Source organism: Pseudomonas sp. MAFF 730105, assembly GCF_055380705.1.
In genome coordinates this window covers 4,824,058-4,846,310 of the sequence record NZ_AP018438.1, presented here as the reverse complement: position 1 = coordinate 4,846,310, position 22,253 = coordinate 4,824,058, and the positions used below count along the sequence as shown (strand labels likewise).

Sequence of the window (22,253 nt, the reverse complement as noted above, 5' to 3'; positions counted from 1 at the left end):
GGTATCAGTCATGGATTTTTTGCTCGGGTTATTCAGTCGGCTTACCGGGAACGAAGAGCTGGCTCGCCTGCTGTTTGTCACTGCGATTGGGCTCAGTACAGTGCTGACGATGGCCGCCTTGCTGTTGTTGATGCTGGGGTTGCAGGACCCGGTCCAGCGGCGCCTGGCGCTGATCAAGCGCGGCTATTCGGGCAGCGCGGCGGGGCATGAGGCGCCCGGTAATCTGCAACTGCTGCTCGAACGGATCGGCCAGCGCTTTGCCTCGGCCGATCCGACCCAGACGTCCGCCACCCAGATCCTGCTGACGCACGCCGGTTACCGCTCCGCGTCGGCGGTGCAGATGTACTGGGCCGTGCGCCTGATGCTGCCGCTGCTGATGCTCGGCCTGGCGCTCTTGCTGCTGCCGCTGGTCAAGGTGCCCATGATCATTGGCCTGCTGGGGGTGATCCTGTTGGTGGGCATCGGCTGGCTGTTGCCGGCGCTCTACGTCGGTAAGCGCAAGCAGGCGCGCCAGGCCCGGCTGCGGGCCGCCTTTCCGGATGCGCTGGATCTGATGGTGGTGTGCGTCGAGTCGGGCCTGGCCCTGCCCACGACCATCGAGCGGGTGGCCGAGGAATTGGCGGTCAGCCAGGTTGAGTTGGCCGAAGAGCTGGCCCTGGTCAATGCGCAGATCCGCGCAGGCATCACCAGTACCGAGGCGCTCCGGCAACTGGCCATGCGCACCGGCCTGGAGGACATCCAGGGGCTGGTCAGCCTGTTGGCGCAGAGCATCCGCTTCGGTACCAGCGTGGCCGATACCCTGCGTATCTACGCTGATGAGTTCCGTGACCGGCGTACCCAGGCTGCCGAGGAAATGGGGGCGAAAATTGGCACCAAGCTGATCTTTCCGCTGATCTTCTGTCTGTGGCCGAGTTTCTTTCTGGTTGCGATTGGGCCGGCCATGATTGGGGTGTTCAGGGCGTTTGGGAATATGTAGCTGCGTGGGGCCGTTGTGGATCGAGTACATATCCATTTCTGCGGTAACGGCTGCTGGCGGTTCCGCTTTTACAGCGGGTCACTTTTGGAAGAGCGCCAAAAGTAACCAAAAACGCTTTGCCCCACCACTCGGCATCTCGCCTAGGCTCGGTGTGCCCTCACTCCGGCATTGCTCCGTGGGCCCGCCGCGAAGGGCCATCCGTGGCCCAGCGCGGCTAACCCGGCATCCATGCCGGGTTGCCCACTACGCAATACCTGCGTTCGGCCATCGTGGTTTAACGGGGCGCCCAAGATCAAAAGCAAAAGCAAAAGCGAGGCGGCCTCACAGCCGACCTATCTCTCTGGCCGAATCCCAATCCAATTGTGGGAGCGAGCCTGCTCGCGATAGCGGAGCGTCTGTCACGCAAGGGTTGAATATGCCGACGCCATCGCGAGCAGGCTCGCTCCCACAGAGGTTGGTGGTGGATGCAAAGGCTGCGTACACCCCGAATCCAGTATGGGAGCGGGCTCGCCCGCGAAGGCGGCCGTACAGCCGACCTACCTCTCCGGTCGAACTCCAATCCCATTGTGGGAGCGAGCCTGCTCGCGATAGCGGAGCGTCTGTCACGCAAGTGTTGAATGGGCCGACGCCATCGCGAGCAGGCTCGCTCCCACAGAGGTTGGTGGTGGATGCAAAGGCTGCGTACACCCCGAGTCCATTGTGGGAGCGAGCCTGCTCGCGATAGCGGAGCGTCTGTCACGCAAGGGTTGAATATGCCGACACCATCGCGAGCAGGCTCGCTCCCACAGAGGTTGGTGGTGGATGCAAAGGCTGCGTACACCCCGAGTCCAGTGTGGGAGCGGGCTCGCCCGCGAAGGCGGTCGTACAGCCGACCTACCTCTCCGGTCGAACCCCAGTCCCATTGTGGGAGCGAGCCTGCTCGCGATAGCGGAGCGTCTGTCACGCAAGTGTTGAATGGGTCGACGCCATCGCGAGCAAGCTCGCTCCCACAGGCGTGGTGGCGTAAAAAATCGTCCGAAAGCAGCAACGCCTTCGGACGATCCTTTTGGTTTCCAGCACGACTCATTTGCTGCTGGTGATTTCTCCCCCCGACTTCTGTTCAAAGAACTCCGGAATCGGATAGTTGAAACTATTGAGCCAGCGCTGCATGGCCATTTCACGCTCGGCGGCGGAGGCGGTCTGCAGGTTGGTGGACGCGACCACACCACGAATCTGCAACTGCATCCAGCTTTCCGTGCCTTGTTGCGCGGCCGAAGAGGGCCCCGGCTCGATTGCCCAGGCGGAGGTGGACAGGCATGCGATGCAGACGATCAACAGCTGTTTCGTTTTCATCTCTTGAACTCCTCGTAACGCTCTACTTGGCCGCGCCGGATGAGGCATCGACTACCTCATTCGAACGGTCTGCCTGTGTCGTTCCCGTCTTGGTGGCCGAGCCCCTGATCCTCTCAGCGCGGGCCTGGGCATCCGCTACTTGTGCGGGGCTCAACTTGGCCATGCTCGCGAGTTCGGCGGCTTGCTTCCAGTTGTCCTGGTAAATCAGCAGCGTCACCATGTTGAGGGCGGCCAGGGAATCCGCCTGCCTGAGTTCCATGGCGGTCATGAACTCGAAGCGCGCTTCAGGGATGCGGCGTTGGTTGAGGTAGACGACACCCAGGTCGTTGCGGATCTTTCCTTCGGTAGGGGCCATTTTCGCCGCGCGTTCAAGGTGCTCGGCGGCGCTGGCATTATCATTCTTGGCGACGGCCAGTTGGCCGAGGCCATGTTCTCCATCAGCGGCCAGGCAGGTCCCGAGCAGGCTCTTGTACAACGGCTCTGCCTCGTTGCGGCCCATGAGGCGCAGCACCCGGGCCTTGCGCAGGCGGACCTGGACGAGGTCTTCGGGTAGACCTTCGAGGTTCGCCAGGCTGGCGTACAAACGCCCATCATTGGCCATGTCATCCGCCAGGTTCAGGGCCAGTTCCTGATCGGAACTGGGCCTGGCGCAACTGGACGGAAGGGAAGCGACTACTCCGTTACTGGCACAGCCGGCGAGTATCAAGGTCGCCGTTATCGCGATCACTGCTTTCATGGAATGTCCTCCGACACCAGGCTGAACCCCCGACCCCTTGCACATCAGGTGCCGGCTCATTGGGAAAGCCCGCTGCGGTTGTCGAACTCGCCGTGTTCGAGGAAGTACATGCGATAGAAATTCGGGTCATAGTTGCGCAGCTGTTCGCCCGGCAATGTCGGCAGTTGCGCGTCGACGGCCAACGGTTGGACCAGGTGCGGGGTGACGATCATCAGCAGTTCCCGTTCTTCCCGGTCGATGGAGTGGTTACGAAAGAAGGCGCCGAGAATCGGAATGTCGCCCAGGCCGGGAAACTTGTTCACCTGCGAGGCGTTGCGCGTGCTGATCAGGCCGCTGATGACGAAGCTTTCGCCGTCGGCCAGGGCAATGCTGGTATCGGTACGACGCACGGTGAGCGCTGGAACCAGCGTGCCGGCGATGTTCACGGCATTGGTGAAGTCCAGTTCGCTGACTTCCGGCGCGACCTTCAACGCGATGCGGCTTTTGCCGATGACGGTCGGTGTCAGGGTCAGGCGAATGCCGAACTCCTTGTACTCGATGGACACGTTATCGCTGCCGGCGCTGGGCACTGGAATGGGCACCTCGCCGCCGGCCAGGAAGCTTGCGCTCTGCCCACTGAGGGCCACCAGGCTCGGCCGCGCCAGGGTGTAGGCGAAGCCGCTGCCTTCCAGCGCGTTGATCATCAGCAAGGTTTGTCCAGTGGCGAAGGACAGGTTGAACATGTCGTTATTGACTGGCAATGAAGGCCGGACCACACCACCGATGGTAGGCAAGGTCCTCGGCGCGCCGAACTGGAAGTTGCCACGGCTGCCAAAGATCGAGGTCGAAGCTTCCTTGAGTTTGGTCCGGCTGACCTCGACGAAACGGATGTCGGTCTGCACTTGGGCGAGCAGCATCGGATCTTCGGAAGGCACAGTCGCTGCAGTGGTCAGTGCTTCGGTGGCCCTGCCTTTGACGAAGATCATGCTCTGGCGGGGCATCTTCGAACACGCTGTCCAGACCATCAGGCTGGTAGCGCCTGGCGCCACGCCCGTGAGAATGAAAGCGTCGCTGCCACTGGGCTGCACGTCGGCGATTTTCGGGTCGCCTACCGCGAGTTTGGTCACAGGGGCCAGGATGCGCAATTCGCTCTGGAGTCCCTGGCCGACCTCGAAGGTCGCCGGCAAGTTGTCCAGTTGCGAACAATTGCTGGCTGCGGCCTGCGCCGCATCCAGTCCAAGGCCCATCAGGAACAGGCCATGGATAAAGTGTTTTAACGCGGGCGCGGTACGATAGCTCATAGAATGCTCCTCGACAGACAGGCCGTCCCTAGACTTAACCAGTTGCCTCGGATCATTTATGGGGTCCGGGCTACCCCCCTATCTCACCACCCGGAAATGAACCCAGGTTACCGAGCGGTGACTGGCGCAAACAGTTCGCCTGAGGCGATTTGCCGGTCACCTTGCTCGCTTCTGATTGACGGTAGTTCACCCATGGCAAAGCGCCACGCCGAAATTGAAAAAAACGTCTGAAAAGTGGCGGGGGTGAAAAAAGTGATGATGGGTGCGTCAATAAAACGTCTTTTTCGGATTTTTTTGGCGCCTCCATGGACAACATCCTTTGGCAGGGGCACAAAAAAGCCCGCAGGGTTAACCGTGCGGGCTTTTGCATGACTGATCGCAATCAGTGCTTGCTGTCCTGGTCCGACATCGCCAGCAATTGCTTCTCCTGGTTCCAGTCGAAAGGTTCGTCATTCTGTTCGGCTTCGAAACGACGTTCCTCGAGTGCCTGGTACAGGTCGATTTCCTCGTCGGGCATGTAGTGCAGGCAGTCACCGCCGAAGTACCACAGCAGGTCACGCGGCACCAGGTGGGCGATTTGTGGATAACGGACGATCACCTGGCAGAGGAGGTCCTGGCCCAGGTACTGGCTTTCGATCGGATCGACGGGCAATTGCGCGCGCAATTCATCGAAGCGCTCCAGGAACAGCGCATGGCTTTCTTCGGGAACCTGTTCGGCCTCACCTACGGCGACCAGGATGCTGCGCAAGTGGTCAAGTAAGACAAGGTGATCGGCAACGACATTGGACACGAGATAAGTCCTCAAGAGCAAAACGGGCGCGGGAGTATAAAGCGCCTGCGCCGGTTTTTACATGGCCGTGGGTCAGCATGGGGCCAGTCCAAGATCAACGAACCTTGCCCTCGGCCAGCGTCAGCGCCTCTTTGTCGAAATCGTCCACGTCGATCACCTTGCGCCGCGCCGTTTCGGCTGCGCGCAGGGCCTGGGCTTCGCCGGCCTGCAGCACACCGGCTTCCAGAGCCGTGTCGATAAGGGGCTCGCCGGGTACCGGCTTGAGCTGACCGTGCTTGAGCGCCGTATGCAATTTTTTCTGCAACGGCTGGGCCGCCATCAGCAGGTCGGCAGCGTGTTGCAGGGCGCCGACCGGATCGTCGACCGAGTGGGGGCGATAGCATCCCTGCAGTAACTCTTCGAGAGTCGGATCGCCCTTGGCCCGGCCGATCACCGCTGCCACTTCCGCATCCAGCCTGTCGCTCGGCCCTTTGTGACGACGGCCGAAGGGGAACACCACACAGCGCAGCAGGCCACCCAGCAATCGGTTCGGGAAGTTGGCCAGCAGTTCGTCCAGCGCACGCTCCGACTGGCCGAGACTTTCCTCCATGGCCCAGGTGAACAGCGGCGTCATGTGGTCCGGCGAATCCAGGTCGTGGTAGCGCTTGAGCGCCGCCGAGGCCAGGTAAAGGTTGCTCAATACATCGCCCAGACGCGCCGACAGGCGTTCCCTACGCTTGAGCTCTCCGCCCAGCAGCATCATGCTCAGGTCCGCCAGCAGGGCAAAGGCCGCAGCCTGTCGATTGAGCGCGCGGAAATACCCCTGGCTCAAGGTGTTGCCGGGAGCCCTGTCGAAATGTCCCAGGCCGAGGTTCAGCACCAGGGTGCTGGCCGCGTTACTGATAGCGAAGCCGATGTGCTTGAGCAGCAAACCGTCGAACTCGACGAGGGCCTGGTCCTTGTCTTCGCGTGTCGCCAAGGCCATTTCCTTGAGTACGAACGGATGGCAGCGGATCGCCCCCTGGCCGAAGATCATCAGGTTGCGCGAGAGGATGTTCGCGCCTTCCACGGTGATGAAGATCGGCGCGCCTTGCCAACTGCGCCCCAGGTAATTGTTCGGGCCCATGATGATGCCTTTGCCGCCATGCACGTCCATGGCGTGGCCGATGCACTCGCGGCCGCGTTCGGTCAGGTGGTACTTGAGGATCGCCGACAGCACCGAGGGCTTTTCTCCCAGGTCCACCGCGTTGGCGGTCAGCATGCGAGCGGCATCCATCATCCAGGCGTTGCCACCGATACGCGCCATGGCTTCCTGGATGCCTTCGAAGGCTGACAACGGCACGTTGAACTGTTCCCGCACCTGGGCGTACTGGCCGGTCACCAGGCTGGTGAACTTCGCCGCCCCGGTGCCTACAGCCGGCAGGGAAATCGAACGGCCGACCGACAGGCAGTTCATCAGCATCATCCAGCCCTTGCCGAGCATGGGTTGGCCGCCAATGAGGAAGTCCAGTGGAATAAACACGTCCTTGCCCCAGTTCGGCCCGTTCATGAACGCTGCACCCAAGGGCAGGTGGCGCCGGCCTATATGGACGCCGGGAGTGTCGGTGGGAATCAGGGCAAGACTGATGCCCAGGTCTTCCTCGTCCCCCAGCAGGTGTTCGGGATCATAGGCCTTGAAAGCCAGGCCGAGGAGGGTGGCTACGGGGCCCAGGGTGATGTAGCGCTTTTCCCAGTTCAGGCGCAGGCCGAGGGTTTCCTGGCCTTGCCAGTCACCTTTGCAGATGACGCCAGTGTCGGGCATTGCACCGGCATCGGAACCGGCCAGAGGCCCGGTCAGGGCGAAGCATGGAATGTCGTCGCCACGGGCCAGCCGCGGCAGGTAATGGTCACGCTGTTCCTCGGTGCCATAGTGCAACAGCAGCTCCGCCGGACCGAGGGAGTTGGGGACCATCACCGTGGAGGCCAGGTCGCCGCTGCGGGTGGCCAGTTTCATCGCCACCTGGGAGTGGGCGTAGGCGGAGAAACCCTTGCCTCCGTATTCCTTTGGAATGATCAGTGCGAAGAACCCGTGTTCCTTGATGTGCGCCCAGGCTTCGGGCGGCAGGTCCATGGCCTGGCCGATCTGCCAGTCGCTGACCATGGCGCAGAGTGCTTCGGTGGGGCCGTCGAGGAACGCCTGTTCTTCCTCGGTCAGTTGTACCTTGGGATAGGCCAGTAGCAGATCCCAATCCGGACGGCCGCTGAACAACTCGCCATCCCACCACACCGTGCCGGCGTCGATGGCATCGCGCTCGGTCTCCGACATGGGCGGCAGGGTCTTCTGGAACCAGTCGAACATCGGCGCGCTGAAATACTTGCGGCGCAGGTCCGGCAGCAGCAAAGGCGCGGCGATGGCGCCGAGCACGACCCAGAGGATCAGCATCAGTGCGCCTGGCGCGTGGCTGAATATGCCCATCGCCAGCAGGTAGACCGCGACGATCCCCAGCGTGGGCAGCGGGGCGGTGCGCCGATGCGCCAGCCAGGCTATCCCGACGACCAGAACCAGTATCCACAACAACAGCATAGGTAGTCCTCCGTGAACCAGGGCAAAACCGACCCACAGAGCTTAGACGGCATCTGTAAAAGCGGCGGTCAGCGCGATGCGATTGATTTCGTGGGAAACCCCGGATGCATTGCGCCAGTCTGGTTGGCAACAACCGTGGGAAATGGTTCGTTGCAAAAGTGAGAAAACGCCGTTGTTTGGCTGAAATGCCATTAACTGTGGACAGATACGGGACGCTAAATCATGCAAGTGAATGCAAGACCTGTGGCGAGGGGATTTATCCCCGTTGGGGCGCGCAGCGGCCCTATACAATGACGCCCCGCGAAGACAGATCTTGGGGTTGCTGCGCAACCCAGCGGGGATAAATCCCCTCGCCACAGGGATCAGTTCGGCTCTGGATCGTGGTGACGATTTGAGTCGCGACTGATCGGGCGTATGCTGCTGCGGCACTTATCCACTGAGGGAAACCGTGATGCTGAAGATCTGGGGTCGGAAGAATTCATCGAATGTCCGCAAGGCGCTGTGGTGCGCCGAAGAGCTGGGGCTGGCCTTCGAGGCCATCGATGCGGGCGGTGCATTCGGGGTAGTGGACACACCGGAGTACCGGGCGAAGAACCCCAACGGCCGGGTTCCAATGATCGAAGACGACGGTTTCGTGCTGTGGGAATCCAACACCATCGTGCGTTATCTGCTGGCGCGCCATGCGCCCGGTTCAGCCTGGTATCCGACCGATCTCCAGAAGCGGGCCACGGCTGACAAATGGATGGACTGGACCACCTCGTCCTTTGCCGGGCCGTTTCGCACTGTGTTCTGGGGTGTCGTTCGCACGCCAGCCGAGCAGCAGGACTGGCCGGCCATCCATGCGGCGATCAAGGAATGCGAGGGCTTGCTGGCAATGGCAGACCAGGCCTTGAGCGAACAGCCCTACCTCTCGGGTGAGGAGATCGGCATGGGCGACATTCCCCTGGGCAGTTTCATTTATGCCTGGTTCGAAATGCCCATCGAGCGGGCGACACAGCCTCATCTCGAAGCCTGGTACCGGCGGTTGCAGCAGCGTCCGGCTTACCGCAAGGCGGTCATGACCGCGTTGACTTAATACTTACTATCGACACGCGTGACTGTACTTGTGCGGCGACGCCAAGCACCATGGCCTTCGTGCGCCGTGGTTGTATTGTTCGCCGCTCGCCCTCATGTATTCCTTTCCTCCCTTCTTGGTGCGTAGATCCGATATGAGTTCCGCTCTGTCCATCCGGCAGCTAACCAAAACCTACGGCAACGGTTTCCAGGCCCTGAGTGGTATCGATCTGGACGTCGCCGAAGGTGATTTTTTCGCCTTGCTCGGCCCCAACGGCGCCGGCAAATCCACCACCATCGGCATTCTTTCCACCCTGGTGAACAAGACCAGCGGCACAGTGAATGTCTTCGGCCATGACCTGGACCGCGAGCCTGCCGCGCTCAAGCGCTGCATTGGCGTGGTGCCCCAGGAATTCAATTTCAACCAGTTCGAAAAGACCTTCGACATCGTCGTGACCCAGGCGGGTTATTACGGCATTCCGCCGAAGATCGCCAACGAGCGCGCCGAGCAATACCTGACCCAGTTGGGGTTGTGGGACAAGCGTGACGTGCCGTCCCGTTCGTTGTCCGGCGGCATGAAGCGCCGACTGATGATCGCCCGCGCGCTGGTGCATGAGCCGCGCCTGTTGATCCTCGACGAACCGACTGCGGGTGTGGACATCGAGCTGCGTCGTTCGATGTGGACCTTCCTGACCGAGTTGAACCAGAAAGGCATCACCATCATCCTCACCACCCATTACCTGGAAGAGGCCGAACAGCTGTGCCGCAACATCGGCATCATCGACCACGGCACTATCGTCGAGAACACCAGCATGCGGCAGTTGCTCAGCCAACTGCACGTGGAGACGTTCCTGCTGGATCTGAAGAGTGACCTGGCGGCCGCCCCCCAGTTGATCGGCTATCCGGCCCGGCTGGTGGACCGTCACACCTTGGAGGTGCAGGTGGATAAAACCGTCGGCATTACCGGGTTGTTCACTCAACTGGCCCTGCAGAACATCGAAGTGCAGAGCCTGCGTAACAAAACCAATCGCCTCGAGGAGCTGTTCGTGTCCCTGGTGGAAAAAAACCTGGCAAAGGTGGCGGTATGAGTTCCGAATTGCGCCCCAACCTCATCGCCCTCAATACCATCGTCTACCGTGAAGTCCGGCGCTTCATGCGGATCTGGCCGCAGACCCTGCTGCCGCCGGCCATCACCATGGTTTTGTACTTCGTGATTTTCGGCAACCTGATCGGCCGGCAGATCGGCGACATGGGCGGCTTCACGTACATGGACTACATCGTGCCGGGGCTGATCATGATGTCGGTGATCACCAACTCCTACGGCAACGTGGTGTCGAGCTTCTTCGGCAGCAAGTTCCAGCGCTCGATCGAAGAGTTGATGGTGTCGCCGGTCTCGCCCCACACGATCCTGATCGGCTATACCCTGGGTGGCGTGTTGCGCGGCCTGGCGGTGGGCCTGATCGTGACCTTGCTGTCGCTGTTCTTTACCCATCTGCAGGTGCACCACTTGGGTGTGACGGTATTGGTGGTGGTGCTTACGGCGACGATCTTTTCGCTGCTGGGGTTCATCAACGCCGTGTTTGCGCGCAACTTCGATGACATTTCTATCATCCCGACGTTCGTGCTCACGCCGCTGACTTACCTGGGCGGGGTGTTCTACTCCATTTCGCTGTTGCCACCGTTCTGGCAGACCGTGTCCCTGGCCAACCCGGTGCTGCACATGGTCAACGCCTTCCGTTTCGGCATCCTCGGAGTTTCGGATATCCGTATCAGCGTGGCGATCACTTTCATGCTGGTGGCGACCGTGGTGCTGTATATCGGTTGTGCCCGGTTGCTGGTCAGTGGGCGCGGCATGCGCACCTGATCCCTGTGGGAGCGAGCCTGCTCGCGATGGCGTCGGATCTGACCCATCGCAATCGCGAGCAGGCTCGCTCCCACACTTGATCTGTCTTAGCCGCAGATACGCCGCAAAAAGAAGGCCTCCAAATTGGAGGCCTTCTTTTTCTCACATCCGGCTTTTCCTGCGCCGGTTCCATTGCCGGGCCACCCACCAACGCCAATAACTCATGGTGACAAAATACGCCAGGACGCCGAGCACCAGGCCGGTCACCACCGAGCCCAGCAGAAACGGCTGCCACAAGGTCGACAGTTGTTCGGTGATCCAGGCCCAGGTCAATTCATCCGGCAACGTCCGGGCAGGCACGTCCATTAGCCAGGCGCCAGTCTGGTAGGTACAGAAGAATACCGCCGGCATGGTGATGGGGTTGGTCAACCAGACCAGGCTCACCGCAATCGGAATGTTGCCCCTCACCGCGATGGCCAGCGCCGCGGCCAGGAGCATTTGCAAGGGAATGGGGAGAAAAGCGGCAAACAGGCCGACCGCCATCGCCCGGGCCACTGAGTGACGATTGAGGTGCCAGAGGTTGGGGTCGTGCAGCAGGGTGCCGAGAAAACGTAAGGATTTGTGTTCCCGAATGCTCGCTGGGTCTGGCATGTAACGTTTGAATAGGCGCCGGGGCATAAGGCTTCTCGGTCGGTTCAAAGCAATGAAGCGGCAAGTATGTCCGGATTCTAAGTCCGGCAGATTCAGACTTTGTGACAATTGATAACGCCCACGGTGCCGCAGACCGGCTAAGCCTGGAGAGAGAACTCTCAAGGATGGGTTATGCGCACAGGGTGGGTCGCGCTTGCACTGGGGCTGGTGGCCCCGGTTTTCTTTCCGGCGTTGCCGCCGTTGTGGCTGATCGCAGCGATGCCGATGCTGGCGCTGATGGTGCTGCCGTTTCGTGCGTATCCGCTGGGTTTTTTCCTGTTGGGGTTGGCCTGGGCCTGCCTGTCGGCGCAATTCGCGTTGGACGAACGCCTGCCGGCTGCGCTGGATGGAGAAACCCGTTGGGTCGAAGGGCGTGTCATCGGTTTGCCGCAATACAGTGAAGGCGTGGTGCGCTTCGATCTGGTCGAGGCCCAAGCGCGTCGCACTCGGCTGCCGACCTCAATGCGCCTGGCCTGGTTCGGGGGGCCTCCGGTGAGCAGTGGCGAGCGTTGGCGGTTAGCGGTGAAGCTCAAGCGGCCCGCCGGGTTGCGCAACCCACACGGTTTCGACCATCAAGCCTGGTTGTTGAGTCGAGGCATTGGCGCGACCGGTACGATCAAGGACGGCCATCGCTTGCAACCGGCCCGGGGCGCTTGGCGCGACGGGGTGCGCCAGGCACTTGCACAGGTCGACGCCCAAGGCCGCTCCGGTGCGCTGATGGCGTTGGTGCTGGGCGACGGCGGGGGATTGAGCCGTGAAGACTGGCAGCTGTTGCAAGACACCGGCACTGTCCATCTGCTGGTGATTTCCGGGCAGCACATCGGGCTGCTCGCCGGTCTGGTGTACCTGTTGGTGGCCGGCGCGGCGCGTTATGGCCTGTGGTCGGGACGTCTGCCGTGGTTACCCTGGGCCTGCGCCCTGGCCTTCATCGCGGCCTTGGCTTACGGCATGCTTGCCGGGTTCGAGGTGCCGGTGCGGCGGGCCTGCGCGATGATCGGCCTGGTGCTGCTGTGGCGCGTGCGCTTCAAGCACCCCGATCCCTGGTGGGCGTGGTTGCTGGCCTTCGATGGGGTGCTGCTGTTCGATCCTTTGGCCAGCCTGCGACCGGGGTTCTGGCTGTCATTTGCCGCGGTGGCGGTACTGATGTTCACCTTCGGCGGTCGCCTGGGGCCCTGGCGCTGGTGGCAAACCTGGACCCGCGCCCAGTGGCTGGTGGCGGTCGGGTTGTGCCCGTTGTTGCTGATATTGGGCCTGCCGGTGAGCCTCAGCGGGCCGCTGGTGAACCTGTTGGCGGTGCCCTGGATCAGCCTGTTGGTGCTGCCGTCGGCCTTGCTCGGCACGGTGTTGCTACCGGTGCCGTTCATCGGTGAAGCGCTGCTCTGGATCGCCGGGGGGTTGCTCGATCTGCTGTTCAAGGGGCTCGGGCTGGTGGCGGGGCGGATGCCGGCTTGGGTCCCTGTTCCGGTCCCTCTGTGGGCGTGGTGCATCGCTGCGTTCGGCGCTTTCTTGCTGTTATTGCCCAAGGGGGTACCGTTGCGTGTGCTGGGTTGGCCGATGTTGCTGCTGATGGTGTTTGCGCCACGGGAAGAGGTGCCGCCAGGGCAAGCGCAGATCTGGCAACTCGACGTTGGCCAGGGGCTGGCGGTGCTGGTGCGCACCCGTCACCACAGCCTGCTCTATGACGCAGGACCACGCTTCGGCGATGCCGATGTGGGCGAGCGTGTCGTGCTGCCGACCTTGCGCAAGCTGGGTGTGCGGGGGCTGGACCTGATGGTGCTCAGCCATGCCGATGCCGATCACGCCGGGGGGCTCAGGCCGTGCGCAACGGGCTGGCAACCACCCGGGTGATCAGCGGCGATCCGGCTGCGTTGCCCGTCGCCCTTGAAGCAGAGGCCTGCGACAGCGGCGAACAGTGGGAATGGGACGGCGTCCGCTTCGACGTGTGGCGATGGTCATCGGCCCTTGAAAGCAACCAGAAATCCTGCGTCCTGCTGGTCGAGGCCAACGGCGAGCGGCTGTTGTTGACCGGCGACATCGATACCCATGCCGAGCGCGCACTGCTCGCTGGCCCTCTGGCGGTGCCGACCCAGTGGCTGGCCGCGCCCCATCATGGCAGTCGCAGCTCATCGTCGATGGCGTTGCTGGCGCGCCTCAAGCCACATTCGGTATTGATTTCCCGAGGCCAAGGCAACGCGTTCGGCCATCCCCACCCCCAGGTGATGGCCCGGTATCGACGCTTGGACATGGCGATCTACGACAGCGCCGAACAGGGCGCCATTCGTCTGCAACTGGGGGCCTTCGAGCGGCCGGACACCCAGGCCGACCACTGGCGCTATTGGCGCGACCCGCCGTCTGCGGGGCCGTGAGCCGAACCTTGACCCAGGTCGCTTCCTGGCGCAGTTATCGGCGGGGCGGGGCCTCCATGGCGAGTCTCTATGATAAAGTGGCGCACTTTTTCGAGGGGGCAGTCACTGTGTGGGAATTGGTCAAATCCGGCGGCTGGATGATGTTGCCGATCATTCTGAGTTCCATCGCGGCACTGGGTATCGTTGCCGAACGCCTGTGGACCCTGCGGGCCAGCCGCGTGACGCCGGAGCATTTGCTCGGGCAGGTCTGGGTCTGGATCAAGGACAAGCAACTGAACAAGGACAAGCTCAAGGAGCTGCGGGCCAGTTCGCCGTTGGGCGAGATACTGGCGGCCGGCCTGGCGAACTCCAAGCATGGTCGCGAGATCATGAAGGAGTGCATCGAAGAAGCCGCGGCCCGGGTCATCCATGAGCTGGAGCGCTACATCAATGCCCTGGGTACCATCGCCGCCATGGCCCCGTTGCTGGGCCTGCTGGGCACAGTGTTGGGCATGATCGACATTTTCAGCGCATTTACCGGATCCGGCGTAAGTACCAATGCCTCGGCGTTGGCCGGTGGTATCTCCAAAGCCTTGATCACCACCGCCGCGGGCCTGATGGTCGGTATCCCGTCGGTGTTCTTCCATCGGTTCCTGCAGCGCCGCGTTGACGAGTTGGTGGTGGGCATGGAGCAGGAAGCCATCAAGCTGGTCGAGGTGGTGCAGGGCGATCGTGATGTTGACCTGGCCGGGAGCAAGAAGTGAAGTTCCGCCGCAAACCACGGGAAAACATCGAGATCAACCTCGCGTCGCTGATCGACGTGGTGTTCATCCTGCTGCTGTTTTTCGTCGTGACCACCACCTTCACCCGGGAAACCCAGCTCAAAGTCGAGTTGCCACAGGCGGTCAGCGGTTCGCCAGCCGAAGACCAGCAGTTGAAGAATCTGGAAATCACCATCAGCGCAGAAGGGTCGATTTCGGTAAACAACCAGTTGTTGCCCAAGAGCGACCTGGCGACCCTGATCGAAGTGCTGCAGAAAGAGTCCGGCGGCGACACCAACCTGCCGCTGTCCATCAGCGCTGATGGCAAGACTCCCCATCAATCGGTCATCACCGCCATGGACGCGGCCGGCAAGCTCGGCTTCAGCCACCTGCGCATGACCACGGTCGAGGCGGCACCCGCACCCTGATGGCCATGTCCGATCGATTGCTCGCCGCGTGGTATGACGGTCACCCGGCCCTGGCGCTGTTACGGCCACTGGAGTGGCTGTACCGGCGCGTGGTGGTCGGCAAGCGTGAGCGTTTCCTGGCGGGTGAGGGCGATATCTATCAGCCGCCGGTGCCGCTGGTGGTGGTGGGCAACATCACCGTGGGCGGGACCGGCAAGACGCCGATGATCCTGTGGATGATCCAGCACTGCCAGCGCTGTGGCCTGCGGGTTGGCGTGGTCAGCCGGGGTATGGCGCCAAACCGCCGCAGCTGCCGTGGCGAGTCGAGGCCGACCAGGGCGCCGAGATCGCCGGCGACGAACCTTTGCTGATCGTCCAGCGCACCGGTGTGCCGCTGATGATCGACCCGGATCGCAGCCGCGCGGTCCAGGCGCTGCTGGCAGCGGAACCGCTGGACCTGATCCTGTCCGATGATGGCATGCAACATTACCGGCTGGCTCGCGACCTGGAGCTGGTGTTGATCGACAATGCCCGCGGCCTGGGCAACCGGCGTTGCCTGCCTGCCGGCCCGTTGCGCGAGCCGGTCGAGCGCCTGCAGTCGGTGGATGCGGTGCTGTACAACGGCGCCGCTGCCGATCGTGAAGACGGCTTCGCCTTCGAGCTGCGGCCCACTGCCCTGGTGAATCTGGCCAGTGATGAACGATACCCGCTCGACCATTTTCCGTCCGGTCAGGCCGTGCACGCCGTGGCCGGTATCGGCAATCCGCAACGTTTCTTCAGAACCCTCGAAACGCTACACTGGCGGCCTATACCGCACGGGTTTGCCGACCATGCCGAATACAGCGTCGAGGCCTTGAATTTCACGCCGCCATTGCCAGTGGTCATGACGGAAAAGGACGCGGTCAAATGCCGTGCCTTCGCCGCGCCCGACTGGTGGTACCTGGCGGTGGACGCCGCGCCTTCACCGGCCTTCGAGGCCTGGTTCGATACGCAGTTGATGCGCCTGTTGCCCGATCGGCTATTACCTTAAGAACCTTATCCAGGGGAAAATCCATGGACACCAAACTGCTCGACATCCTGGCCTGCCCGGTTTGCAAAGGCCCGCTCAAGCTCAGCGCCGACAAGACCGAGCTGATCAGCAAGGGCGCCGGCCTGGCGTACCCGATTCGTGACGGCATCCCGGTGATGCTCGAAAGCGAAGCCCGGACCCTGACCACCGATGAGCGCCTGGATAAATGAGCATCGTCTTCACCGTTGTGATCCCGTCGCGCTTCGCTTCGACGCGCTTGCCCGGCAAACCGTTGTTGTCGATCGCCGGCAAGCCGATGATCCAGCACGTGTGGGAACAGGCCTGCAAGAGCAGCGCCCAGCGTGTGGTGGTGGCGACGGACGACCTGCGCATCGTCGAAGCCTGCGAGGGCTTTGGTGCCGAGGTGGTCATGACTCGCGAAGATCACAATTCCGGCACTGATCGCCTGGCGGAAGTCGCTGCGAAACTGGGCCTGGAGCCTGACGCCATCGTGGTCAACGTGCAGGGCGACGAACCGCTGATCCCACCCAGCGTGATCGATCAGGTCGCGGCCAACCTGGCGGCTCATCCCGAAGCGCGTATGGCCACGCTGGCCGAGCCGATCAAGGACGTACAGACCTTGTTCAACCCGAACGTGGTCAAGGTGATCAGTGATCTGAACGGCCTGGCGCTGACCTTCAGTCGCGCTACGTTGCCCTGGGCCCGGGATGCATTCGCTCAAACCCGTGACGTCATGCCTGAAGGCGTGCCGTACCGTCGCCACATCGGCATCTATGCCTATCGTGCCGGTTTTCTCCAGGACTTCGTGGCCTGGGGCCCATGCTGGCTGGAAAACACCGAAGCCCTGGAGCAGCTGCGCGCGCTCTGGCACGGTGTGCGGATCCATGTTGCCGATGCGCTGATCGCCCCGCCAACCGGCGTCGACACGGTCGAAGACCTTGAGCGCGTCCGTCGCCTGCTGGAGGCCTGATGCGGGTTCTGTTCGTCTGCCTCGGCAACATCTGCCGCTCGCCCACCGCCGAAGGCATCCTGCGACATAAGCTGCGCGAGGCCGGGCTGAGCGGGCAGGTGGAGGTCGCTTCCGCCGGTACCGGTGACTGGCACGTGGGCAAGCCGCCGGACAAGCGCAGCCAGGCCGCGGCCCTGCGGCGCGGTTATGATTTGTCGGCCCAGCGTGCCCGGCAAGTCAGCCGCGCCGATTTCGCCGCCTACGACCTGATCCTGGCGATGGACAGCAGCAACCTGCGCAATCTCAAGGCCCTGCAGCCGGCCAACGGCCGGGCGGAACTGGATCTGTTCCTGCGGCGCTACGAGGCCGGCGTCGATGACGTACCGGATCCGTACTATGACGGCGAGCAGGGTTTCGAGCAGGTCCTGGACCTGATCGAATGCGCCACGGATCGCCTGGTGATCGAATTGAAGGGGCGGCTATGAGCTTGCAGGTACAGGCCGGCGTCAGCCTCAAGCCTTTCAACAGTTTTGGAGTGGACGTCAAGGCCCGGCTGTTCGCCGAGGCCCACGGCGATGCGCAGGTGCGCGAGGCGTTGGCCTATGCCGCCGGGCATGAGGTACCGCTGCTGGTGATCGGTGGTGGCAGCAACTTGCTACTGACCGGCGACATCGATGCGCTGGTGCTGCGTATGGCCAGCCGCGGCATCCGCCTGCTGAGCGATGAGGGGGAGCGGGTGGTGATCGAGGCCGAGGCCGGAGAACCCTGGCATCCTTTCGTCCAGCACACGTTGGCGCAAGGCTGGGCGGGGCTGGAGAACCTCAGCCTGATCCCTGGTACGGTGGGTGCCGCGCCGATGCAGAATATCGGCGCCTATGGCGTGGAGATAAAGGACGTCTTTGCCGGGCTCACCGCCCTGGATCGCCACACCGGCGAGTTGCGGGATTTCACCCTCGAAGAATGCTGTTTTGCCTACCGCGACAGCCTGTTCAAGCAACAACCGGGTCGTTGGTTGATTCTGCGGGTGCGCTTCACTCTCAGTCGTGCCGCCCATCTGCACCTGGAATATGGCCCGGTTCGTCAACGGTTGAGCGAACAAGGCATCGACCAGGCGACGCCTCTTGATGTCAGCCGGGCCATTTGCAGCATACGCAGCGAAAAACTGCCGGACCCGGCCGTGCTGGGCAATGCCGGCAGTTTCTTCAAGAATCCGCTGGTGCCGGCCGCGCACGTTACGCACCTCAAGCTGCAGTACCCCGACCTGGTGGCTTATCCACAGCCCGAGGGCCAGATGAAAATCGCCGCGGGTTGGCTGATCGAGCGTGCCGGCTGGAAAGGGTTCCGTGAGGGCGACGCCGGGGTGCATAAGTTGCAGGCGCTGGTGCTGGTCAACTATGGCGCGGCCACTGGCCTCCAACTGCTGGACCTGGCCCAGCGCATCCAAAAAGATGTTGCCGAACGTTTCCAGGTTGACCTGGAAATGGAGCCCAACCGCTACTGAGTCAAGGTTCGTCATGAACCATGGACGCCCTGCACAACCTCGCACAAGCATCATTTGTGCAGGATTGTGCAGGGCGTTTTGCTTGAACCTGGGTTAATTTAATCCGCTGACAATGTGACCCTAGAGGCCCGGTGCAGACCCTTGCGTGTCTGTATAAGAGAGCCCGATTAGCCTGAGCCAGTCTGCGACACCAAACCGTCACCCAAGCGGCAGATTGCTCGACCCCATAACTCGATAACTATGCGGGCGTGCCCATGATTACCCTGAAACTCAATGGACAAGACCATCAACTGGATGTGACCGAGGACATGCCGCTGCTGTGGGCTATCCGGGATGTCGCCGGGTACAACGGCACCAAATTCGGCTGCGGCATGGGCCTGTGTGGCGCGTGCACCATCCACATCGACGGCGCTCCGGCGCGCAGTTGCATCACGCCAATCGGCTCGGTGCAGGGGCAGAACGTCAGTACCATCGACGCGCTGCATGCCGACCCGGTTGGTCAGGTCGTGCAAAAGGCCTGGCTCGATACCGCCGTGGCTCAGTGCGGTTACTGCCAGGGCGGGCAGATCATGTCCGCCACCGCCTTGCTCAAGAGCAATCCCAACCCGAGCGACGAGCAGATCGAGGAAGCCATGGTCGGCAATATCTGCCGCTGTGGCACGTATAACCGGATCAAGACCGCGATTCGCCAGGCGTCCACTCACCTGAAGGAGGCCAAGGCATGAGCCGTCTGCCCAATGATTTCGTGCTGAGCAACCTCAGCCGGCGCGGCTTCCTCAAGGGCGCGAGCGCCACCGGTGTACTGGTGTTGGCTGCCAGTTGGGGTCTGCCGGAGGCCTTTGCCGAGGACAAGAAGTTCGGTGCCGAGGGCATGCCCCATGGTGCGGTCGACGATCCGAAGGTGTACGTGAGCATCGCCGCCGACGGCAGCGTGACGGTGATCTGCAATCGTTCGGAAATGGGCCAGGGTGTACGCACCAGCCTCAGCATGGTGGTGGCCGATGAATTGGACGCCGACTGGGCATTGGTGAAGGTGCAGCAGGCGCCGGCCGATGAGGCACGTTTCGGCAACCAGGACACCGACGGCTCACGCAGCATGCGCCACTGGTATGAGCCGATGCGCCGTTGCGGTGCCGCCGCCCGGACCATGCTGGAGCAGGCCGCCGCGGCCCAATGGAACGTTCCGGTGGGTGAATGTCGTGCCCAGTTGCACAACGTGGTGCACCAGCCTTCCGGTCGGAAACTGGGCTACGGCGCCTTGGCCACCGCTGCCAGCGCCTTGCCGGTGCCGGCCCGTGACAGCTTGCGCCTCAAGCAACCGGCCGAGTTTCGCTACATCGGTAAGGAAGCGAGCCGGGCCATCGACGGTGCCGACATCGTCAACGGTCGCGCCGTGTTCGGTGCCGATGTGCATTTCGACGGCATGCTCTACGCCGTCGTGGCGCGTCCGCCGGTCTATGGCGGCAAGGTCAGGAGCGTGGATGATAGCGCGGCGCTGAAAGTGCCGGGCGTGGTCAAGGTGGTGCAGATCGAAGGGCGTCCACTGCCTTCGGAATTCCAGCCCCTGGGTGGCGTGGCGGTGGTGGCGAAGAACACCTGGGCCGCGATCAAGGGGCGCGATGCGCTGAAAATCGAGTGGGACGACGGCCCGAATGCCGGTTATGACTCGGTCGCCTATCGCAAGGAACTCGAAGCTGCGGCCCTCAAGCCCGGGAAAGTCCTGCGCAGCACCGGCGACCTCGATGATGCGCTGGCGAAGGCCGATTCGACCCTGGAAGCCTCGTATTATCTGCCGCACCTGTCCCAGTCGCCAATGGAGCCGATGGTGGCCATTGCCCGCTTCAAGGACGGCCAGTGCGAAGCCTGGGCGCCGAGCCAGGCGCCACAGGTGACCCGCGAGCGCGTCGCTGAACGATTGGGCATTCCTTTCGACAAGGTCACGATCAATATCACGCTGCTGGGGGCGGTTTTGGCCGCAAATCCAAACCCGACTTCGTTGTCGAGGCGGCGGTGCTGGCCAAGGAGTTCGCGGGCCAGGCGATCCGGGTGCAATGGACCCGCGAGGATGACATCCATCACTCGTATTTCCACACCGTATCGGCCGAGTACCTCAAGGCCGGCTTGAACCGGGACGGGATGCCGTCCGGCTGGCTGCATCGCACCGTGGCCCCGAGCATCACCGCGCTGTTCGCGCCGAATATGGTTCATGAAGCGCCGTTCGAAGTGGGCATGGGCGTGACCAACATGGCCTACGCCATTCCCAACCTGCGCCTGGAGAACCCCGAAGCGGTGGCCCACACGCGAGTGGGCTGGTACCGCTCGGTGTCGAACATTCCCCACGGTTTTGCTATCCAGAGTTTTATCGACGAATTGGCCCACAAGGCCGGTCAGGATCCGCTGAAGTACCACCTCAAGTTGCTTGGCCCGGATCGCAAGATCGACCCGCGTACCTTGAGTGAAGAGTGGAACTACGGCGAATCCCCCGAGCGCTATCCCATCGATACGGCGCGGATCCGCACCGTGCTGGAAACCGCTGCCAAGGCGGCCGGTTGGGGGCAGAAGCTGCCGAGGGGCCGTGGCCTAGGGCTGGCGGTGCATTACAGCTTCGTCACCTACGTGGCGGCGGCCATCGAAGTGGAGGTCAAGGAGGACGGCACGGTGATCGTGCACAAGGCGAACATTGCCGTTGACTGCGGTCCGCAGATCAACCCCGAACGTATTCGTTCCCAGTTCGAAGGCGCCTGCGTCATGGGGCTGGGCAATGCGATGGTGGGGGAGATCAGCTTCAAGGATGGCAAGGTCCAGCAGGACAACTTCCACATGTACGAAGTGGCACGCATGTCCCTGGCACCCAAGGAGGTGGCGGTGCACCTGGTCACGCCACCGGGCGAGGTGCCGTTGGGCGGTGTCGGTGAGCCGGGAGTGCCGCCGATTGCGCCGGCGCTGTGCAATGCGATTTTCGCGGCCACCGGCCAGCGCATCCGCAATCTGCCGGTACGCTATCAGTTGCAAGGCTGGCAGCAGGCCAAGGCCTGATGGACAGCGTTGATCTGAACGTCCTGCGTAGCGTGCTGCAATGGCGCCGCGCCGGGCAGCGCGTGGTGCTGTTCACAGTGGTCCAGACGTGGGGCACCGCGCCGAGGCCTCCGGGGGCGATGCTCGCCTTGCGCGAAGACGGCGTGGTGATCGGCTCGGTGTCGGGCGGTTGTGTCGAGGATGACTTGATCGCCCGGTTGCACGATGGTCGCATTCCAGCGGATGGACCGCCGGTGCAGATGATCACCTACGGCGTTACCCGCGAGGAGGCGGCGCGCTTCGGTTTGCCGTGCGGCGGTACCCTGCGCCTGACGGAAGAGCGGGTCGGTGACCCACAATGGGTGGCCGAACTGCTGGAGCGCTGCGAAGCCCATCAGATTGTCGCCCGTGAGTTGAGCATCGCCACTGGTCATGTGGCGTTGACGCCCGCCAGCAAGAGCGACGTGCTGGTGTTCGATGGGCAGACTCTGCGTGCCATCTATGGGCCGCGTTGGCGGCTGCTGCTGATCGGTGCTGGGCAATTGTCGCGCTATGTCGCGGAAATGGCCCGGCTGTTGGACTTCGAAGTGCTGATCTGCGATCCGCGCAAGGAGTTCGTCTACGGGTGGGAAGAACAACACGGTCGCTTCGTCTCGGGAATGCCTGACGAGGCGGTGTTGAACATCCAGACTGACGAGCGCACGGCGATCGTTGCCCTGACCCATGATCCGCGCCTGGACGACATGGCCTTGCTGACCGCCCTGGATTCCCCGGCTTTTTATGTGGGGGCCCTTGGGTCACGCGTCAACAGCCAGAAGCGCCGGGACAATCTGCTTCAGCTAGGCTTGTCAGCACAGGCCATCGAGCGGCTGCATGGTCCTATTGGCCTGCACATCGGCAGCCACACTCCGGCGGAAATCGCCTTGTCGCTGCTCGCCGAAATCGTGGCCATCAAGAATGGCGTCGAGCTGCGGCAGAAAAAGCCGTTGTAAGGCGTCGCTAG

General features: G+C 62.5%; 18 protein-coding genes and 3 pseudogenes. 15 read left to right on the top strand and 6 right to left on the bottom strand.

Annotation, left to right across the window (positions count from 1 at the left end; genetic code table 11):
- Window positions 1-10: 10 nt before the first annotated feature.
- The gene (locus PCOSP_RS20990; RefSeq protein ID WP_139649119.1) at window positions 11-976 is read left to right on the top strand and encodes a type II secretion system F family protein; all 966 of its coding nucleotides are present in this window, start codon (window positions 11-13) and stop codon (window positions 974-976) included.
- Between the two features lie 1,062 nt (window positions 977-2,038).
- On the opposite strand, the gene PCOSP_RS20985 is transcribed toward PCOSP_RS20990, so the two are convergent.
- The 5 genes from PCOSP_RS20985 to PCOSP_RS20965 form a co-directional block, all read right to left on the bottom strand.
- Entirely contained in the window at window positions 2,039-2,308 is a 270-nt protein-coding gene (locus PCOSP_RS20985) for a DUF3613 domain-containing protein (RefSeq protein WP_041024639.1), read from the bottom strand.
- Between the two features lie 22 nt (window positions 2,309-2,330).
- The gene (locus PCOSP_RS20980; protein WP_139649330.1) at window positions 2,331-3,044 is read right to left on the bottom strand and encodes a tetratricopeptide repeat protein; all 714 of its coding nucleotides are present in this window, start codon (window positions 3,042-3,044) and stop codon (window positions 2,331-2,333) included.
- 56 nt (window positions 3,045-3,100) lie between these two features.
- A complete protein-coding gene (locus tag PCOSP_RS20975) occupies window positions 3,101-4,324 on the bottom strand; it encodes a type II and III secretion system protein family protein (RefSeq protein ID WP_139649332.1) in 1,224 nt (407 codons plus the stop codon).
- A 382-nt stretch (window positions 4,325-4,706) separates the two neighbouring features.
- On the bottom strand, window positions 4,707-5,114 hold the full coding sequence (locus PCOSP_RS20970; protein WP_024776930.1) for a PA2817 family protein: 408 nt from the start codon (window positions 5,112-5,114) through the stop codon (window positions 4,707-4,709).
- A 94-nt stretch (window positions 5,115-5,208) separates the two neighbouring features.
- Window positions 5,209-7,656, bottom strand: coding sequence for an acyl-CoA dehydrogenase (locus PCOSP_RS20965; protein ID WP_464709459.1), 2,448 nt, complete (start codon window positions 7,654-7,656; stop codon window positions 5,209-5,211).
- A 451-nt stretch (window positions 7,657-8,107) separates the two neighbouring features.
- Here PCOSP_RS20965 and PCOSP_RS20960 point away from each other — a divergent pair, with 451 nt between their 5' ends.
- From PCOSP_RS20960 to PCOSP_RS20950, 3 genes are all read left to right on the top strand, one after another.
- Window positions 8,108-8,731, top strand: a complete 624-nt coding sequence (locus PCOSP_RS20960; RefSeq protein WP_175386878.1) for a glutathione S-transferase — start codon at window positions 8,108-8,110, stop codon at window positions 8,729-8,731.
- Window positions 8,732-8,864: 133 nt separating this feature from the next.
- Window positions 8,865-9,797 carry an ABC transporter ATP-binding protein gene (locus PCOSP_RS20955; protein WP_139649340.1) on the top strand — a complete coding sequence of 311 codons (933 nt, stop codon included), beginning with the start codon at window positions 8,865-8,867 and terminating at the stop codon, window positions 9,795-9,797.
- Complete coding sequence (locus tag PCOSP_RS20950; RefSeq protein ID WP_041024632.1) at window positions 9,794-10,573, top strand: ABC transporter permease; 780 nt, start codon at window positions 9,794-9,796, stop codon at window positions 10,571-10,573. The genes PCOSP_RS20955 and PCOSP_RS20950 overlap by 4 nt, the downstream gene beginning before the upstream one ends.
- A 141-nt stretch (window positions 10,574-10,714) precedes the next feature.
- Here PCOSP_RS20950 and PCOSP_RS20945 read toward each other — a convergent pair whose 3' ends face one another.
- Window positions 10,715-11,230: a DUF2062 domain-containing protein gene (locus PCOSP_RS20945; protein WP_139649342.1), complete on the bottom strand. Its 516-nt coding sequence runs from the start codon at window positions 11,228-11,230 to the stop codon at window positions 10,715-10,717.
- A gap of 144 nt (window positions 11,231-11,374) precedes the next feature.
- Between PCOSP_RS20945 and PCOSP_RS20940 the strand changes: the two are divergent.
- From PCOSP_RS20940 to PCOSP_RS20890, 11 genes and pseudogenes are all read left to right on the top strand, one after another.
- Window positions 11,375-13,608: pseudogene (locus PCOSP_RS20940) on the top strand (DNA internalization-related competence protein ComEC/Rec2).
- Between the two features lie 107 nt (window positions 13,609-13,715).
- On the top strand, window positions 13,716-14,351 hold the full coding sequence (locus PCOSP_RS20935) for a MotA/TolQ/ExbB proton channel family protein (protein WP_175363457.1): 636 nt from the start codon (window positions 13,716-13,718) through the stop codon (window positions 14,349-14,351).
- Window positions 14,348-14,776 (top strand): ExbD/TolR family protein, encoded by a 429-nt coding sequence (locus PCOSP_RS20930; protein ID WP_024776922.1) that lies wholly within the window; start codon window positions 14,348-14,350, stop codon window positions 14,774-14,776. The genes PCOSP_RS20935 and PCOSP_RS20930 overlap by 4 nt, the downstream gene beginning before the upstream one ends.
- A pseudogene (gene lpxK, locus PCOSP_RS20925) lies at window positions 14,776-15,785 on the top strand (tetraacyldisaccharide 4'-kinase). The gene PCOSP_RS20930 and the pseudogene lpxK overlap by 1 nt, the downstream one beginning before the upstream one ends.
- 23 nt (window positions 15,786-15,808) lie before the next feature.
- Window positions 15,809-15,994: a Trm112 family protein gene (locus tag PCOSP_RS20920; protein WP_003179363.1), complete on the top strand. Its 186-nt coding sequence runs from the start codon at window positions 15,809-15,811 to the stop codon at window positions 15,992-15,994.
- The gene (kdsB, locus tag PCOSP_RS20915; protein WP_139649348.1) at window positions 15,991-16,755 is read left to right on the top strand and encodes a 3-deoxy-manno-octulosonate cytidylyltransferase; all 765 of its coding nucleotides are present in this window, start codon (window positions 15,991-15,993) and stop codon (window positions 16,753-16,755) included. The genes PCOSP_RS20920 and kdsB overlap by 4 nt, the downstream gene beginning before the upstream one ends.
- On the top strand, window positions 16,755-17,219 hold the full coding sequence (locus PCOSP_RS20910; RefSeq protein ID WP_464709458.1) for a low molecular weight protein-tyrosine-phosphatase: 465 nt from the start codon (window positions 16,755-16,757) through the stop codon (window positions 17,217-17,219). Before kdsB ends, PCOSP_RS20910 begins: the two co-directional genes overlap by 1 nt.
- Window positions 17,216-18,235 carry a UDP-N-acetylmuramate dehydrogenase gene (murB, locus tag PCOSP_RS20905; protein WP_139649350.1) on the top strand — a complete coding sequence of 340 codons (1,020 nt, stop codon included), beginning with the start codon at window positions 17,216-17,218 and terminating at the stop codon, window positions 18,233-18,235. The genes PCOSP_RS20910 and murB overlap by 4 nt, the downstream gene beginning before the upstream one ends.
- A 254-nt stretch (window positions 18,236-18,489) precedes the next feature.
- Window positions 18,490-18,960, top strand: coding sequence for a (2Fe-2S)-binding protein (locus tag PCOSP_RS20900; RefSeq protein WP_024776917.1), 471 nt, complete (start codon window positions 18,490-18,492; stop codon window positions 18,958-18,960).
- Window positions 18,957-21,271, top strand: a pseudogene (locus tag PCOSP_RS20895) (xanthine dehydrogenase family protein molybdopterin-binding subunit). Before PCOSP_RS20900 ends, PCOSP_RS20895 begins: the two are co-directional and overlap by 4 nt.
- Window positions 21,271-22,242: an XdhC family protein gene (locus PCOSP_RS20890; RefSeq protein ID WP_139649356.1), complete on the top strand. Its 972-nt coding sequence runs from the start codon at window positions 21,271-21,273 to the stop codon at window positions 22,240-22,242. Before PCOSP_RS20895 ends, PCOSP_RS20890 begins: the two are co-directional and overlap by 1 nt.
- The last annotated feature ends 11 nt before the right edge of the window (window positions 22,243-22,253 follow it).

Coding starts and splice junctions, on each gene's coding strand:
- PCOSP_RS20945 (WP_139649342.1), bottom strand. CDS start 11,230: ATGCCCCGGCGCCTATTCAAACGTTACATGCCAGACCCAGCGAGCATT.
- PCOSP_RS20910 (WP_464709458.1), top strand. CDS start 16,755: ATGCGGGTTCTGTTCGTCTGCCTCGGCAACATCTGCCGCTCGCCCACC.
- PCOSP_RS20955 (WP_139649340.1), top strand. CDS start 8,865: ATGAGTTCCGCTCTGTCCATCCGGCAGCTAACCAAAACCTACGGCAAC.
- PCOSP_RS20920 (WP_003179363.1), top strand. CDS start 15,809: ATGGACACCAAACTGCTCGACATCCTGGCCTGCCCGGTTTGCAAAGGC.
- murB (WP_139649350.1), top strand. CDS start 17,216: ATGAGCTTGCAGGTACAGGCCGGCGTCAGCCTCAAGCCTTTCAACAGT.
- PCOSP_RS20990 (WP_139649119.1), top strand. CDS start 11: ATGGATTTTTTGCTCGGGTTATTCAGTCGGCTTACCGGGAACGAAGAG.
- PCOSP_RS20890 (WP_139649356.1), top strand. CDS start 21,271: ATGGACAGCGTTGATCTGAACGTCCTGCGTAGCGTGCTGCAATGGCGC.
- PCOSP_RS20950 (WP_041024632.1), top strand. CDS start 9,794: ATGAGTTCCGAATTGCGCCCCAACCTCATCGCCCTCAATACCATCGTC.
- PCOSP_RS20965 (WP_464709459.1), bottom strand. CDS start 7,656: ATGCTGTTGTTGTGGATACTGGTTCTGGTCGTCGGGATAGCCTGGCTG.
- PCOSP_RS20975 (WP_139649332.1), bottom strand. CDS start 4,324: ATGAGCTATCGTACCGCGCCCGCGTTAAAACACTTTATCCATGGCCTG.
- kdsB (WP_139649348.1), top strand. CDS start 15,991: ATGAGCATCGTCTTCACCGTTGTGATCCCGTCGCGCTTCGCTTCGACG.
- PCOSP_RS20900 (WP_024776917.1), top strand. CDS start 18,490: ATGATTACCCTGAAACTCAATGGACAAGACCATCAACTGGATGTGACC.
- PCOSP_RS20960 (WP_175386878.1), top strand. CDS start 8,108: ATGCTGAAGATCTGGGGTCGGAAGAATTCATCGAATGTCCGCAAGGCG.
- PCOSP_RS20980 (WP_139649330.1), bottom strand. CDS start 3,044: ATGAAAGCAGTGATCGCGATAACGGCGACCTTGATACTCGCCGGCTGT.
- PCOSP_RS20985 (WP_041024639.1), bottom strand. CDS start 2,308: ATGAAAACGAAACAGCTGTTGATCGTCTGCATCGCATGCCTGTCCACC.